This window comes from Ruminococcus sp. 5_1_39BFAA (assembly GCF_964240875.1).
In the GTDB taxonomy this organism is placed as follows: domain Bacteria; phylum Bacillota; class Clostridia; order Lachnospirales; family Lachnospiraceae; genus Blautia_A.
Genome location: NZ_CAXSVO010000005.1, coordinates 61133 through 76424, shown reverse-complemented (window position 1 = coordinate 76424; position 15292 = coordinate 61133). Strand labels below are relative to the sequence as shown.

At 47.6% G+C, this 15292-nt stretch carries 15 protein-coding genes; 1 reads left to right on the top strand and 14 read right to left on the bottom strand.

Annotation, left to right across the window (positions count from 1 at the left end):
- Positions 1-24: 24 nt before the first annotated feature.
- From ACESZH_RS08500 to ACESZH_RS08455, 10 genes are all read right to left on the bottom strand, one after another.
- A complete protein-coding gene (locus ACESZH_RS08500) occupies positions 25-978 on the bottom strand; it encodes a GerMN domain-containing protein (protein WP_373214372.1) in 954 nt (317 codons plus the stop codon).
- A gap of 11 nt (positions 979-989) precedes the next feature.
- Positions 990-2417 (bottom strand): sensor histidine kinase, encoded by a 1428-nt coding sequence (locus ACESZH_RS08495; RefSeq protein WP_373214374.1) that lies wholly within the window; start codon positions 2415-2417, stop codon positions 990-992.
- A gap of 3 nt (positions 2418-2420) precedes the next feature.
- Entirely contained in the window at positions 2421-3110 is a 690-nt protein-coding gene (locus ACESZH_RS08490; RefSeq protein ID WP_373214376.1) for a response regulator transcription factor, read from the bottom strand.
- Positions 3111-3121: 11 nt separating this feature from the next.
- Entirely contained in the window at positions 3122-3871 is a 750-nt protein-coding gene (locus ACESZH_RS08485) for a helix-hairpin-helix domain-containing protein (RefSeq protein WP_373214378.1), read from the bottom strand.
- 111 nt (positions 3872-3982) lie between these two features.
- Complete coding sequence (locus tag ACESZH_RS08480) at positions 3983-4417, bottom strand: DMT family transporter (RefSeq protein ID WP_373214380.1); 435 nt, start codon at positions 4415-4417, stop codon at positions 3983-3985.
- A 112-nt stretch (positions 4418-4529) separates the two neighbouring features.
- The gene (locus ACESZH_RS08475) at positions 4530-5753 is read right to left on the bottom strand and encodes an ABC transporter permease (RefSeq protein WP_373214382.1); all 1224 of its coding nucleotides are present in this window, start codon (positions 5751-5753) and stop codon (positions 4530-4532) included.
- Entirely contained in the window at positions 5750-6646 is an 897-nt protein-coding gene (locus ACESZH_RS08470; protein ID WP_373214384.1) for an ABC transporter ATP-binding protein, read from the bottom strand. Before ACESZH_RS08470 ends, ACESZH_RS08475 begins: the two co-directional genes overlap by 4 nt.
- A 16-nt stretch (positions 6647-6662) precedes the next feature.
- Positions 6663-7823, bottom strand: a complete 1161-nt coding sequence (locus tag ACESZH_RS08465) for a hypothetical protein (protein ID WP_373214385.1) — start codon at positions 7821-7823, stop codon at positions 6663-6665.
- Between the two features lie 9 nt (positions 7824-7832).
- Positions 7833-8621, bottom strand: a complete 789-nt coding sequence (locus ACESZH_RS08460) for a DUF3169 family protein (RefSeq protein ID WP_373214387.1) — start codon at positions 8619-8621, stop codon at positions 7833-7835.
- Positions 8614-8826, bottom strand: coding sequence for a helix-turn-helix transcriptional regulator (locus tag ACESZH_RS08455; RefSeq protein ID WP_373214497.1), 213 nt, complete (start codon positions 8824-8826; stop codon positions 8614-8616). Before ACESZH_RS08455 ends, ACESZH_RS08460 begins: the two co-directional genes overlap by 8 nt.
- A 202-nt stretch (positions 8827-9028) precedes the next feature.
- Here ACESZH_RS08455 and ACESZH_RS08450 point away from each other — a divergent pair, with 202 nt between their 5' ends.
- Positions 9029-9961 carry an AraC family transcriptional regulator gene (locus ACESZH_RS08450; RefSeq protein ID WP_373214389.1) on the top strand — a complete coding sequence of 311 codons (933 nt, stop codon included), beginning with the start codon at positions 9029-9031 and terminating at the stop codon, positions 9959-9961.
- A gap of 8 nt (positions 9962-9969) precedes the next feature.
- On the opposite strand, the gene ACESZH_RS08445 is transcribed toward ACESZH_RS08450, so the two are convergent.
- The 4 genes from ACESZH_RS08445 to argJ all read right to left on the bottom strand — a co-directional run bounded on the left by ACESZH_RS08445 (position 9970) and on the right by argJ (position 15258).
- Positions 9970-11634 carry an alpha-glucosidase gene (locus ACESZH_RS08445; RefSeq protein WP_373214391.1) on the bottom strand — a complete coding sequence of 555 codons (1665 nt, stop codon included), beginning with the start codon at positions 11632-11634 and terminating at the stop codon, positions 9970-9972.
- A gap of 127 nt (positions 11635-11761) precedes the next feature.
- Positions 11762-12952: an aspartate aminotransferase family protein gene (locus ACESZH_RS08440; protein ID WP_373214392.1), complete on the bottom strand. Its 1191-nt coding sequence runs from the start codon at positions 12950-12952 to the stop codon at positions 11762-11764.
- Positions 12939-13835 (bottom strand): acetylglutamate kinase, encoded by an 897-nt coding sequence (gene argB / locus ACESZH_RS08435; RefSeq protein WP_373214395.1) that lies wholly within the window; start codon positions 13833-13835, stop codon positions 12939-12941. The genes ACESZH_RS08440 and argB overlap by 14 nt, the downstream gene beginning before the upstream one ends.
- Positions 13836-14034: 199 nt before the next feature.
- Entirely contained in the window at positions 14035-15258 is a 1224-nt protein-coding gene (argJ, locus tag ACESZH_RS08430) for a bifunctional glutamate N-acetyltransferase/amino-acid acetyltransferase ArgJ (protein ID WP_373214396.1), read from the bottom strand.
- Positions 15259-15292: the final 34 nt, after the last annotated feature.

The window sequence follows — 15292 nt, the reverse complement described above, 5'->3', positions numbered from 1 at the left end:
CCTTCCTCCTGTTTTCTTACCCTTTTATTTTTTCTCCTGCATCTCTACAGCAGCGACCAGCTCCTCGCTCCTTTCGTAGAAATTATACAGGGATGTGCCGTCATTGAGCACAGCCTCATCATTTCCGCCAATGGAAATCTGAACCTTGTCTGCATTTGCTGCTGTCAGCAGAGAGTTTACGACTGAATAAATCACTGTATTTACCGGAATGTCAAGCTGATAATCCTGGAATGCAGAATTAAAATCCACGTAGCACACATCGTCTGCTGTTGTAATATCCATAACCTCCGTGCTCTCCGGAATGGTAGGGTAATTTCCCTTTACCATAGGGCCTTTTGCAAGCTGCTCCAGGATCACCCGTTCTCTTGGCAGACTGCGCTTATAATACACATTTCGTTTTTCTTCCACCAGCTTTTCCCCTGTGCTGTCTGTGAAATACAGAGTAAATGTGCCATACCGGTAAGCCTCCCGTTCTGTCCCCCACAGCTCCGCAAAGGTATCTTCATTCATTTCTCCCACGGGCTGCGCCTTGGAATCCAGCAGCTCATTATTTCCTACAAAAAATTTCACGCCTGTGATTCCGGGAACCTGCAAAAACATCTTTACAATCCCGGCACGTACAAGGATTTCCCTTGTTCTGCTGATATTACTGTACTGGTTGTTAAAGCTAAGCTCCAGCACAGAACCATTCATCTGGCTGGAATTCAGTTCAACCTCCTTCGGCAAAAGTGCAAGCTTCTCTCCCTGCTGCTGATGTCCGTTTAACACAGCCGTCAGATCCTGAAGCATAAATTCCGCTGTCTCCCGCTCCGGTACATAGCTTTCTTTTTCAAGATTTGTCTCTTCTTTATTAATATAATACAGATAATACTGGTTGCTTCCGCTGTCGCTCTTTTCCTCCTGCACTTCCACCGAACATCCTGCCAGAAGGCCGAATGCCATTACCGCAGACAGCAGGATACCTAATATTCTTTTCATCCTGACACCTCCTACGGAATATATGACACTGGAATCCGGACGGTAAAGGTAGTACCCTCACCTTCCTTGCTGAACACCTGAATGGTACCGTGGTGCATGGTAATGGCGCTGCGGGTAATGGCAAGACCAAGACCTGTTCCGCCGATTTCCTTTGAATGGGACTTGTCCACACGGTAAAAACGTTCAAAGATCCGTTCAATACAATCCTCCGGAATTCCCATACCGGAGTCTGCCACCGTTACATAGAAATACTTGTGATCTGCGTCCAAAGTGACTCTCACCCAGCCGTCATCCACATTATATTTGATTCCATTTTCCACCAGATTGCTGATGGCAAGAGTAAATTTCACCTCATCCACATCCGCCTCCACAGGACGGAAGCTGTCCAGGATCAGATCTATATTTCTCTTATCCGCAATGGGACGCAGTCTCTTTAAAATCCCCTCAACAAGCTGGTTAATATCCATGCGCTCCACATTTAAGTCTGCTGCCTTTTTATCCATTTTTACCAGAGAAAGAAGGTCTGTAATGATCTTATTTTCTCTGTCTATCTCTGCTGTGATATCGCTCATGAATTCCTGATACAGCTCCTCCGGAACACCCTGCTGCCCCACCAGGGAATCTGCCAGAACCTTCATGGAAGTAAGCGGTGTTTTCAGCTCATGGGACACATTGGATACAAACTCTGTCCTGGATTCGTCCAGAACCTTCATTCTGGAAAGCAATTTATTAAAGGCATCTGTGATCAGGGCTGTCTCCGTGTAATCCGGCACGGAAATCTCCTCATTCTGGTATCCATCCGTCAGATCCTCGATAGACTTGGTAACTCTGGCAAAGGGCTTAACAAGAACTGTGGAAAGCACATAGGCCAACAGAATGGACAGAGCCACGATAATCCCCGAAATGATCAACCCTTTCTGTTCCAGCTCATCCATAGTAGCCGCGATCTCGCTTGTGGAAATACTGACCAGCATGGCACCCTGGAACTGTTTCACCTCCGGGCTCTTGATCTGTACAGCCATCTCGATCTTCTGGCTCTTTCTCACATACCGGCTGGCCTCCTCGCCCCGGAAGCATTTGATCACCATGGAAGACATCAGGATTTTGCCCTCGTCCACGCCATAGGTATCCTTAACTATCTTATAATCCCTGTCCACCAACAGAATTCTGCCGCCAAGAATCCCAGACAGCAACTCCAGCTTGCTGTTTACCACCTGCGAGCTGGAGTCGTTGAGAAAGTTTTCTTTAATTAACAGGTTGCACAAAATGTCACATTGATTTTTCACGCTCTCTTTACGGACAGCGATCGCTCTGTCCTCATAGGTGGTAAGCGCAATTCTTGTCACAATGACACTCGGCACGATTCCCAGTATGATCAGGATAATCAGGATACGAAAACGAAGACTTTTAAAAAAGCTTGATTTCTTTTTCTGTGTCATAGTTTATGCCTGGAAGTAATATCCCACACCCCATTTGGTGTGTACATATTTCGGCTCACTGGGATTTGCCTCGATTTTTTCACGCAGACGGCGGATATGTACATCCACAGTTCTCACATCGCCGGGATATTCATAGCCCCACACAATATTCAGCAGGTTTTCACGGCTGTAGACCTTATTTGGATTAAACACAAGAAGCTCCAGCACATCAAATTCCTTTGCAGTCAGATTGATTTCCTTGCCTGCAATAAAGACACGGCGCCCCTCGCAGTCCATGCGCAGATCACCCACCTCGATGGTCTTTGCCTTTTCCTTCTCCTCCTGTCCGCTTCCGGCACGGCGCATGATCGCCTTGATGCGTGCCTTTACCTCAAGGATATTAAAGGGCTTGGTGATATAATCGTCTGCACCGTATTCCAGGCCCAGGATCTTATCCATGTCCTCTCCCTTTGCAGTAAGCATGATGATGGGCACATTGGAAAACTCCCGGATCTGCTGGCACACCTCAAGGCCGTCCATCTTCGGAAGCATCAGATCAAGAAGGATGATGTCATATTTCTTTTCCTTTGCCTTCTCCACTGCTTCTTCGCCGTCATATGCGCAGTCAACCTCCATTCCCTCCTGTTCCAGGCTGAAACGAATGCCCTTTACAATCAGCTTCTCATCGTCTACTACCAATACTTTCCTGCTCATTTATGTTCTCCTTATCCTACTACAATGTCATCTTTTATCCTGGAAAAAGTACCTTCTTTGATGCCTTCCACATTCATGATCTCTTCTATGGAAGAAAAACCGCCCACACTGTCCCGGTATGCAAGAATGGCTTTCGCCTTTGCCTCCCCGATGCCTGCCAGCCCGGTAAGCTGTGCCACATCCGCAGTGTTCAGGTTTATCCTGCTCTCTGCATCATTTTCCGACTGCTCTGCCGTCCCTTTATCTGCGTCTTCTTCTGCTCCCACAGCCTCAGGTGCTTTTGCAGCAATCACATCTTTCCCATTCTCTGCTTCCTGCACTTCTGACAGGGCAGGTACGTATATCTGCTGTCCGTCTGAAAGGCTTTTCGCCTGGTTCACATAGCTTTCCGCCGCATCTGCAAGACAGCCTCCTGCCGCCTGAACAGCCTGAAAAACCCTGCTCCCTTCCTCCAGCTCATAAACTCCCGGATTGACAACCGCACCCTGTACGTCCACGAAAATCCTGACAGGCGTTTCCGTAACTCCTGCCGGTTCCGGTTCTGTCACACTGTCCGAAGCTGCATCCTTCTCTTCGTCCGTCTCATCCGGTGTTTCTTTCTCTGCCAGATACTCTTCCGAATCGTCCGCCTGCTCCGCCGCTTTTCTCTCCAAAAACTCTGCTTCACGGTTTCCGCAGCCTGTCAGACCTGCGTTTCCAACCAAAAGACCCGCCGTAAGCAGCGCCAGACAAAATAATGGTTTTGCTCTATTCTTAATCATAATATGCCGGTTCACTCCTTTGCCGTAAATATTCACACGGCAAGCTCCCCGCCACTCATACTCTACCACCATTATTTTAACGAAAAAGTCATAATTTTACAATAGCAATTATCACTTTTGCCATTTAAATATAATAATCCCTACGATGGAGATTGCCATACCGATCAGTTTCCTCCATTCAAACGGTTCCTTATCCACACCGAACATACCGAAAAGTTCAATGATATAGGCAACTGCAAGCTGGGATATTACGATCAGCATCGCCGCCTTTGCAGGTCCCAGAGAGCCCATGCTCTGAATTACTGTCACCGTAATAAAAGCTCCGATCACGCCACCTAAAAGCGTGTACTTATTATCCACCTGCCACAAAGCTCCCACACTGTCCCGGCCTGTAAAGATCCACGCCAGCACACACACCAGAAAGGCAGAAAGCTGCACCCATCCTGTAGACACCCACAGACTGGTCTGCTTTGTCACCTCCGTGTTAAACACACCCTGCACACTCATCAATGCACCGGAAATCAACGCAACAAGGATACCCCACATATTTTTCCCTCCACATACTGGTTATTGTGAAAAGAGGCGCTGCTTCTGCAACACCTCCCTCTTTTTTATAGCATATACCAATTCCGGAAAAATATGCACCATTGTTCCCGCATCAGTTCTGTTCTCTTGCACCCTTTAAGGCTTTTGTAAACTTCATAGGATTTCCGTAATGAAGCGTTCCGAAGCGGAAAAGCCTGGCTGCCAGGATTCCCGTCACCACACAGGACAGAAGGAGAACCGCACCGGAAACTGCGATTTCCCATACTGCTACACTGCCCATGGAAATGCGGATAAACATAGCATTTCCTGATGAGAAGGGAATGAAGGATGCCACCTTTATCATCATGCTGTCACAGTCTGTCAGCCCCATCATGGCAATCAGGAAGGATGCCACATAAATAAGAGTCACCGGCATAGAGCTTTTGCTGATATCCTCTGTTTTTGACACCAACGCGCCAAGCATTCCAAAGATAAACGCATACAGGAGATAGCTCATGATTCCGAAAAATGCAAATGCAATCAGCACCTTTGCGGGCACATGCAGAAGGAAATCCAGGGCACCTCCCCATGCCTCCCGGAATGCTCCATAAGCGGCAAATGCAGCCCCCAAAATTATGATCATCTGCAAAATACCGGATAGTGCACCCGCCAGAACCTTGCCAAATATCAGGCTGTTTGGATTCACGCTTGTCACAAGGATCTCAATAGCCCTGTTGCTCTTTTCCGTTGTTACGGACACCGCGATCATCTGCCCGTAGAAAATGATCAGGAAGTAAATGCTGAACACCAAAACATACGTATAAGCGTAATTTTTAGCGCTGTCCTTTCCGAGAATTTCCGGTGTTATGCTGGGAGCCAGGCTGTCAGCAGCCTGAATCTCCTCCGCTGTCAGTCCTTTTCCCGTAAGGTACCGCTGCCGGAGCCAGATATTCATAGCCTGCTCAAAATCTTCCGCGATCCTGTCGCTGATTGTCAGATTCATTACTACATATTTCACATCATCCGGACTGTTTAATACAAATCCGCCATTAACAACTTCGTCTTCTACAGCCTGTTTCAGGCTCTCCTCATCCTCATACAGCACCCATTCTGCAGGCATCATATCCAAAAGCCCGTCTACATTTTCAACCTCAGCAGTATTCACACAAATGCCCAGTAGACCCAATTTTTCCTGTTCGTCCTTTGCTGAATTTCCTCCTAAAAGTCCTGGAATCATAGTCGGAATTATGATCACTCCCGCCACCGCCAATGCCAGCAAAATGGTTGTGATCATAAAGCTTTTATTCTTAAAATAATTATTCAATTCAAATCTTAAAACGGTCAAAAACTGCTTCATGCCTCGTCACCTGCTTTCTCCACAAAGATATCGTTTAAAGACGGTTCGTACATCCCAAAGAATTCCAGATCCACATCCTGCTCCAGAAGTCTCTGCAGGATCAGAGGCTTATTTTCCTCATCAATCTTTCGGATGATTACCCGGTCCTTCCTGACTTTTTCCACCTCGAGCAGATCGGAAAAGGTATCCGTCAGCCGTCTGGCAAGATCCTTCGGCTCCTCATCCATGCTGGAGATGACCAGACGGTCTCTTCCGAATTCCCGTTTGATCTCTCTTAAATCCCCGGAAAGCACGATCTGTCCATGATTTAAAATGGCAATATCCTCGCAGAATTCTTCCACATAACTCATCTGATGGCTGGAAAAAATAACAAGTTTTCCTTCCTGTATCTGTTCCTTGATAACGTCCTTTAATATCTGGGAATTCACAGGGTCAAGACCGGAAAAAGGCTCATCCAGGATAATGATCTCCGGGTTACAGATCAGCGTCTGGGCGAGCTGTACCTTCTGCTGATTTCCTTTTGAAAGTGTTTCCAGCTTACGGTTTTCGTACTCCTCCACGCCCATACGGGTGATCCATTTTTTCATGCTTTCCTTTGCACTTTTTGCGCTTAAACCGCGGAGCATTCCCAGGTAAATAAGCTGCTCACTCACCGTCTTTTTGGGATAAAGCCCCCTTTCCTCAGGCAGATAACCGATCTGATGCTCCCTGGGTCGAAAGGGCTTTCCATCCAGGTAAATCTCTCCGGAATTACTTTTAAAAACATCCATTAAAATACGGATCGTAGTGGTTTTTCCGGCGCCGTTGCGCCCCAGAAGGCCAAGTGCGCTACCGCTTTCCACAGAAAAAGAAATCCCGTGAAGCACCTCTGTATCGCCAAACTTTTTCCTCACATTTTTACTTCTAATTTCATAATCTCTCCTCCAAGTTCTTCCTTTCTGCTGCCTCACAGCCCAGTTCCATCAGCTCCCTTTCCACCTGGATGTCTATGGGATAAGGATATTTTTGCGCCATTTTTTCAAACTGCCCCCTGTACTTCTCCGCCTTTTCCCGGTCCTTTTCTGCCAGGAGAGAGTAACAATACTGTGTCCGCAAAACGGACGGAAAATTTTTCATGGACTTCATAAACTTTTTCAGTTCCCTGTCCATCATTTTTTCCAGATGATCCGGACGATTTTCGTCTATCAGTTCACAGAATATCCGGTCAACTCTCATCAGATTTCTGTGAAGCCCCACGATCCCGGTATCTATGGATAAAAGCCGCTCCATCATTTCATCTGCCTCCCGGAATTTCATCTCATCCATCAGCCGCTGACAAGCAAAAACGCCCATAGCTGCGATCATACTGTTTTTCATCTTTTCCTCAGACGGCATCACGAACCATTCCTCCGGCATCTCTCTGAGACGTTTTCCCTCTGCGCCCAGACTGCTGATACACATCTGCCGCCGGAACGCCTCCAGCGCCTCCCGGTTTTTGCCCATTGAGACGGCATTATATCCATCATTGTCAACTCCGCCCACATGCAGGGGGATACCGTTCATCAGTGCAAATGCAGTTCCCACAACCGTCATGACCATGAAAAACGTGGAAACCAGCACATATGGATCCAGCAGTACGCTTAAACCCGCACACAGCCCGGCGGCAATCAGATTAAAGGTGGGACCGCCCAAATTGTACAAAACATAAGGACATTTTCCGTTCTCCAGCTCAGGCGGTATCATCAGACACTGCCCTCCTGTTCCGGCAATGGACAGCCTTTTCAGCCGGAGCCTTCCATCCTCCCGGATAAACATAAAGCAGGCGATCCGAAAGGAGGAAAATCTATAGCCAGTCAACAGTCCAAAGACCAGGTGTCCGCCCTCATGAATGATGATCTGCAGCAGCATTGCCGCATACATAGCTGCCAGAAGAAAAATGAGTCCGAATATCATATCTTTTATGGAAGACCTTGGGGCTTTCATGCCTTCCAGATACTTTACGATCAGGACGCCGCAGCAGCCTCCCATAGCCAGCATCATCAGGCTCACTACAAGCTGTCCGACCCGCCTTTTTATTTTTTTCTTTTCCATTTTTTCTCCTTACCCCCGCAGCTTTTCCCTCTTTTTAGTAAGGCTGTTCCGGCAATATGTAATAGAAGTCAGCAGCCACAAAGCACAAACCATAACTACTGCCATAATCCCCGTATTCCACATCAGATGACACAGCATTGCTATCATGGCAAAAAACGGGAAGCACTTCGACAGTCTGATATAGGTCTTATAGCTGCTTTGATAGATCGTCTCTCTTTCCGCCTCATCACAGCTTTTCAGCCATTGCTCCTGAAATTTTCTGGATGCCGGATCCCCTTTTTTCTCCGGATAAATTTTCTGGATAAGCTTCACATACCGCACCTGCCATATCCCGATATAAGCATTATTCAGTATAAATACGACCATTCCTGCGATCAGCCTGATGCCCTCTGATCTTACCGCATTTTCAATGTATTCCATGGAATATCCAGTGGATAGTATCAGAAGAGAACCTATTAAAAATACGTTGCACGAAATTGCTCCTAAGTTTCCGATTCTGTCCAGCTCGTATTCCAGAACATCACATTCCTCATCCTCAGCCTTGGGAATCGCCCTTCCGATTCTTCTCATCTGGCTCAGGATCACTTCATTACACATAACCGCAAGAACAGTAAAGATCACCAGCAGAGGCAGGATGTTCGTCCGAACCAGTTTCAGAAATCCACCTACTCCCAGATTGATCTCGCTTAAGCCTTCGAAATAGGATACACAAAATCCCAATATCCCGCCGCACGCTGCACAAACAAGCATCACCGCAAAATATTTTACGTAACTGTTCATCCCCTTCTTTTTACTCATTCTCCTCACCCTCCTCTGTATATGTAAAAATGTCCTCCACTGTCACCTGACAGATTTTCGCCAGCTTCAATGCCAAAGACACTGACGGCGAATAGTCACCTCTCTCGATCAAACTGATGGTCTGCCGTGAAACACCTGCACGCTTTCCCATATCTGCCTGATTAATTCCAAGTCTGGCACGGTGCTCCTTCAGCCTGTTTTCCAACGGCATACCTTTTACCCCCCCCCCTAGATTTTTTGACCTGTTTTTTTGTCATTTTGACAACTTTCTTTGTCATTTTCAAGTTGTAGATAGCATATCACTGACAACAATAGTTGTCAACATATATTTTCACTATTGCGCCCTTTCAGACGATATGATATGTTAAAAATATGATAAGCAAGAATAATCCTCAAGGAGACGAACCATGCAGCAATCCAAATCCCCCGGTTTAAAAGAAATCCGAATCCACGGTACCAACACCTTTCCCTGCGCTCTGTACCGGAATCCGGCACATAAAAAGGGCCTTATGGTGAAGCATCACTGGCATGAGGAACTGGAAATTATATACTTTTCGGAAAAAGGCTTTTCCCTGGAGATCAATATGGAGCACTTTACTGTCACGGAGGAAGCCTTTTATTTTATCAATCCCGGCGAGCTTCACAGCCTCATAAGTGAGAGCAACGGAAATGCCTGCGAAAATGCTGTGGTGTTTCATCCGTCCATGCTGAGCTTTGATTCCTGCGACGCCACTCAGCTTAAGCTCTTCGCCCCAATCCAGAACGGCACCCTTTTGTTTCCCCGGTGCATTCCCTCCGGACACCCGGCCTTTTTGCCCATCCGTTCTGCCTTTGGGGATGTGACGGAAGCCTTCGGCGTTTCCCTTACAGGCCAGCGTCCTGAGGCAGACATCCGCGCCGTCACAGACGATCTGACCAGCCAGCTTTTTATAAAGGCTTCTCTCCTGCGCATTTTAGCTATTCTCTCCCAAAACCGGATGTTCGAGGCCACAGAAAAGACAAGCGATAAGCGTGTGGAGGAGATCAAAGCTGTTCTCACCTTTATCCGTGAAAACTACAGAGAAAAGATTTATCTGCGGGATATGGCAGGTGTTGTCAATATGAATGAACAGTATTTCTCCCGTTTTTTTAAAAAGGCGATTCAGCGCACACCTATGGAATACCTGAATGATTACCGCATCCGTCAGGCAATGAGGCTTCTGGAGGAAACAAGCATGTCCGTCACGGAGATCTGTCTGGAATGTGGCTTTAACAATATGGGGAATTTTCTCAGAGAATTCAAAAAAAATTCCGGCACCACACCTCTGCAGTACCGGAATCAGTTGAATTTAAAGATATGAAAATATGATCATTTTTCCAGAACGAATGCCTCGTAAGGCTTCAGGATCAGCTCCTTTTTCACTTCTGTCATCTCATAGTTGGAGATCATAACATGGCTGTTTTCAAACTCCTGTGGCAGACTGAAAGAAATCTCTTTGTCGCTGAAATTGCACACAACAAGAAGCTTTTCTTCTCCTAATGTCCTGGTGTATGCGTAGATATCCCTGTCATCCGGAAGGAGAAGGTCGTAGGTACCGTACACCACGATTTCCTTTTCCTTTCTCAGACGGATCAGCTTCTGATAGTAATGGAAAATAGAATTTTCCCTGGAAAGCTGCTCTTTGGCATTGATTTTTTTATAGTTTGGATTCACTTTGATCCACGGAGTTCCTGTGGTAAAGCCAGCCTGTTCGCTGTCATCCCACTGCATCGGAGTGCGGGCGTTGTCACGGCTCTTATAGCGCAACGCTTCCATCAACTCATCTTCTTTGAAAACTCCCTGCTCTATCAATTCATGATAAGCATTGATGCTTTCCAGATCTCTGAAATCATCAATTGTCTCAAAAACCGTGTTGGTCATTCCCAGCTCTTCGCCCTGATATACATAAGGAGTTCCCTGCATCATGTGAAGGCAGGTTGCCAGCATTTTTGCTGATACTTCCCAGTATTCTTTGTCATTTCCAAACCTGGAAACGCTTCTGGGCTGGTCGTGGTTTTCCCAGTAAAGGCTGTTCCATGCAATGTCTTCAAGACCCTTTTGCCACTTGGAAAGGATTTCCTTTAAGTCACGCAGATCCATTTTTCTGGTGCACCATTTTGTTCCTTTTTCATCGGAATCTACGCCCATATGTTCAAACTGGAATACCATGTTCAGCTCTTTTTCACTGCTTGATGCGTACTTTTTCGCTTCCTCCAGCGTTACGCCTGCGCATTCTCCCACGGTCATGGTATCTGCATTATTTAATACTTTTTCACGCATTTCCTGCAGATATTCATGTACGTGAGGACCGTTCGCTGTCTCATCACATCCAGCGTAACCGTTGATTCCCGGTATTCCGTCCGGAAGTCCTTCCTTCTTGGAAATCAGGCTGATCACATCCATCCGGAAGCCGTCTACACCCTTTTCCAGCCACCAGTTCATCATGTCAAAGACTTCTTTACGCACCGTTGGATTATCCCAGTTTAAGTCAGGCTGCTTTTTGGAAAACAGATGCAGATAATACATATCTGTTTTTTCGTCATATTCCCATGCCGGACCGGAAAAGGCAGAGCCCCAGTTATTTGGCATTCCGCCGTCCTTTGCAGGGCGCCAGATATAATAATCACGGTAAGGATTATCCTCAGATTTTCTGCTTTCCACAAACCATTTATGTTCATCGGAAGTATGGTTTACCACCAGATCCATCAGGATCTTAATGCCTCTCTCATGAGCCGCGGCAAGCATTCTGTCAAAATCCTCCATGGTTCCGAATTCCTCCATAATTGCCTGATAATCGCTGATGTCATATCCGTTGTCATCATTTGGAGACTGATAGACAGGAGAAAGCCAGATCACGTTGATCCCCAATTCCTTCAGGTAATCCAGTTTTGAGGTAATGCCGTTTATATCCCCGATTCCGTCTCCGTTGCTGTCACAAAAGCTTCTTGGATAAATCTGATATACTACGCTTTCTTTCCACCATCTTTTATTCATTATTTTGCTACCTCCGTCCAAATATTGTTTCAATGATCGTATTATAGTGTAACCGATCAGTAAAATCTCACCCTATTTTGACGGATTTTTACGATATTTTGACTTTTTGACAATTCTTTCCAGGGTCTTATTTCAGGCATTCATCCAAAATAGCTGCCATCTCATCCACATGCTCTCTGGTTATGACGAGAGGCGGTACAATACGCAGCACATCGCTGCCAGCGGAAATTACAAGAAGCCCTTTTTCCAAAGCTTTGTTTACCACTTCTCCTACAGGGCGGCCCTTTATCACAAGCCCCTGCATAAAGCCCATGCCTCTTCTTGCAGCAACGCAATCGTGCTGTTCTGCCAATCCATCCAGCTTTTCCTCCAGATATGGGGTCAGCTCCTGTACATGTGCCAAGATCATATCCTGCTCAAAAATTGAAAATACCTTATTCACAGCAGCACATACAAAGGGGTTTCCGCCGTAGGTGGTGCCGTGATCTCCCGGTTTCAGGGATGCAGAGGCAGCCTTTTCATTCAGCACAAATGCTCCCACAGGAACGCCGCAGCCCAGAGCCTTGGCGCAGGTCATGATATCCGGCTGCACGCCGTATGCCTGCCATGCAAAATAATAGCCGGTCCTGCCCATTCCGCACTGGATCTCATCCAGGATCAGCAGAATATCTTTTTCGTCGCAAAGCCTGCGAAGGCCCTCCAGGAATTTTTTATCTGCCGGGTAAATGCCGCCCTCGCCCTGCACGGTTTCCGCAATGATGGCGCAGGTTTTGTCCGTCACCTGGGCCTTTACGCTTTCCAGATCGTTAAAGTCCGCAAATTTCACGCCGCCCATCAAAGGCTCGAAAGGCTCCCTGTAGTGGGCATTTCCTGTTACGGACAGAGCGCCGATGCTTCTGCCGTGGAAGGAATGGTTCATGGCAATGACCTCATGATCTGCATGTCCGTCCCTCTCAAAAGCGTATTTTTTTGCAGCTTTAATAGCTCCCTCAATGGCCTCGGTACCGCTGTTTGTAAAGAATACCTTGTTCATTCTGCTTGCCATCACAAGTCTGGCTCCCGCCTCAATGATCGGCTGATTGTAATATAAATTGGAAATGTGGAGCAGCTTGTCGATCTGGTCTTTCAGCGCCTCGTCATATCCGGGATAGTGGTAGCCCAAAGCGCTTACTGCGATTCCCGCAGCAAAATCCAGGTATTTTTTTCCTTCTGTGTCATATAAGTAAACGCCCTCTCCCCGTTCAAATACAACAGGGAAACGGTTATAGGTATGCAGAATATTTGCTTCTGCCTCTTCCATCTGGTTAATCATGTTCATGGTAGTATTTTTCGCCGTCCTCTCTTAAAATTGCTGTTCCGATACCTTTGTTAGTGAAAATTTCCAAAAGAAGGCTGTGGGGGATACGCCCGTCCAGAATGTGGACGCGGTTTACGCCCTTCTCAATGGCATGGATGCAGTTATTCAGCTTCGGGATCATGCCGCCGCCTACAAAGCCTTCCCGGATCAGTTCCTCCGCTTCATTGACATGAAGCTCGGAGATCAGGGTGGAGGGGTCGTTCTGGTCTTTGTAAACGCCTTCTATGTCTGACAGGAAGGCCAGCTTTTCTGCACTTACGGCTTCTGCGATGGCGCAGGCTGCATCGTCGGCGTTGATGTTATAGGTATCGAAATTGTCATCGTAGCCGATTGGGAAAACGATGGGGAGGAAGTCCTTTTCTAAAAGGTCGTAAAGGATTTTGGGATCGACCTGGGTGATGTCTCCTACATAACCGATATCTCCGGCATCGGATACTTTCTTTTTGCATTTTAAGAGGCCGCCGTCCTTGCCGCTGATTCCCACAGCGCGGACGCCAAGGGACTGGACAAAGTTTACCAGCTCTTTGTTTACTTTTGCCAGAACCATTTCTGCGATTTCCATGGTGTCTTTGTCGGTTACGCGAAGGCCGTTAATAAAACGGGGTTCCATGCCTACTTTGTTTACCCAGCGGCTGATTTCTTTGCCGCCGCCGTGGACAATGATGGGTTTAAAGCCTACCAGTTTTAGGAGGACGGCGTCCTTGATGACATTTTCTTTTAGTTCGTTATCCAGCATGGCGCTTCCGCCGTATTTGATGACGACGATTTTGCGGTTGAAACGCTGGATGTATGGGAGGGCTTCGATGAGGACCTCCGCTTTGTCTAGATATTTTTGGTTTACCATAGTTTAATCCTCTTTTTTATAAAAGTTGTGAAAAATCTGCGAGGGGCAAGCTCGGAGTTGCGAAGGCCGCATGCCCCCCTCGCGCTCCCCCTGTTGGCCCCGCTTTGCGGACGAGACGCGCTTTTTGGGGAGCAAGGACTGCCCCTGCTGATGGATCTCCGCTTTGCGGACGAGACACGCTTTTGCGGAGTTTCTTTTGTTAGGAGCGGTAGTCGGCGTTGATTTTTACGTAGTCGTAGGTTAGGTCGCAGCCCCAGGCGGTGGCGGTGGCGGTTCCCATTTTGATGTCGGCGATGGCCGTTACCTCGTCCTCGGAGAGGATCTTGGTGGCTTCTGCTTCGCTGTAGCCGGTGGAGACGCCGTTTTCGATTATTTTGATCTTTCCGGCGCGGCTTTCGAAGTAGAGGTCTACTTTTTCAGGGTCGAACTGGGCGCCGGAATAGCCCATGGCGCAGAGGATTCTGCCCCAGTTGGCATCGTGACCGTAGATGGCGGCTTTAGTCAGGGATGAGGTGACTACGGATTTGCTTAGGGTTACGGCCTGTTCTTTTGTTTCAGCACCGATGATCTTTACTTCGAAAAGGGCGGTGGCGCCTTCGCCGTCTCCGGCTATTTTTTTGCAGAGGGTTGTGTTCACGTAGTTCAGGGCTTCCATGAAGAGGGCGAAATCTTTGCCTTTTTCTGTGATTTCCGGGTTTCCTGCCTGGCCGTTTGCCAGGAGGAGTACGGTGTCATTGGTGGAGGTGTCTCCATCTACGGATACCATGTTGTAGGTGTCTTTGATGTTTTCGCTCAGGGCCTCCTGGAGCAGTGTCTTTGAGATGCAGACGTCTGTTGTAAGGAAGCCAAGCATGGTGCACATGTTGGGGTGGATCATTCCGGAGCCTTTGCACATGCCGCCTACGGTGACGGTTTTGCCGCCGATCTCGATTTGGACGGCTACCTCTTTTTTTACGGTGTCTGTGGTCATAATGGCTTTTGCGGCCTCTGTTCCTGCTTCCAGGCTGCCGCACAGCTTCGGTGCCATCGCTTTGACTCCGCTTGTGATGCGGTCCATGGGAAGCTGCATTCCAATCACGCCTGTGGATGCCACAAGAACGCTGTCAGCCGGGACCCCAAGCGCCTCTGCCGCAGCGTCGGCTGTTGCTTTACAATAGCTGTAGCCCTCCTCTCCGGTGCAGGCATTGGCAATGCCACTGTTGCACACGACTGCCTGTGCGTTGGAATGATTATATACAATGTCCTGATCCCATTTTACAGGGGCTGCTTTTACCACATTGGTGGTAAAAGTTCCTGCGGCTTTGCAGGGAACCTCGCTGTAGATCATTGCCATGTCTGTGCGGTCTTTATATTTGATTTCTGCTGCTGTTGCTGCTGCAAAGAAGCCCTTTGCCGCAGTCACGCCGCCTGTGATTATCTCCATAATTTTCTCTCCTCTTTCCTGCTATAAAGCGGAC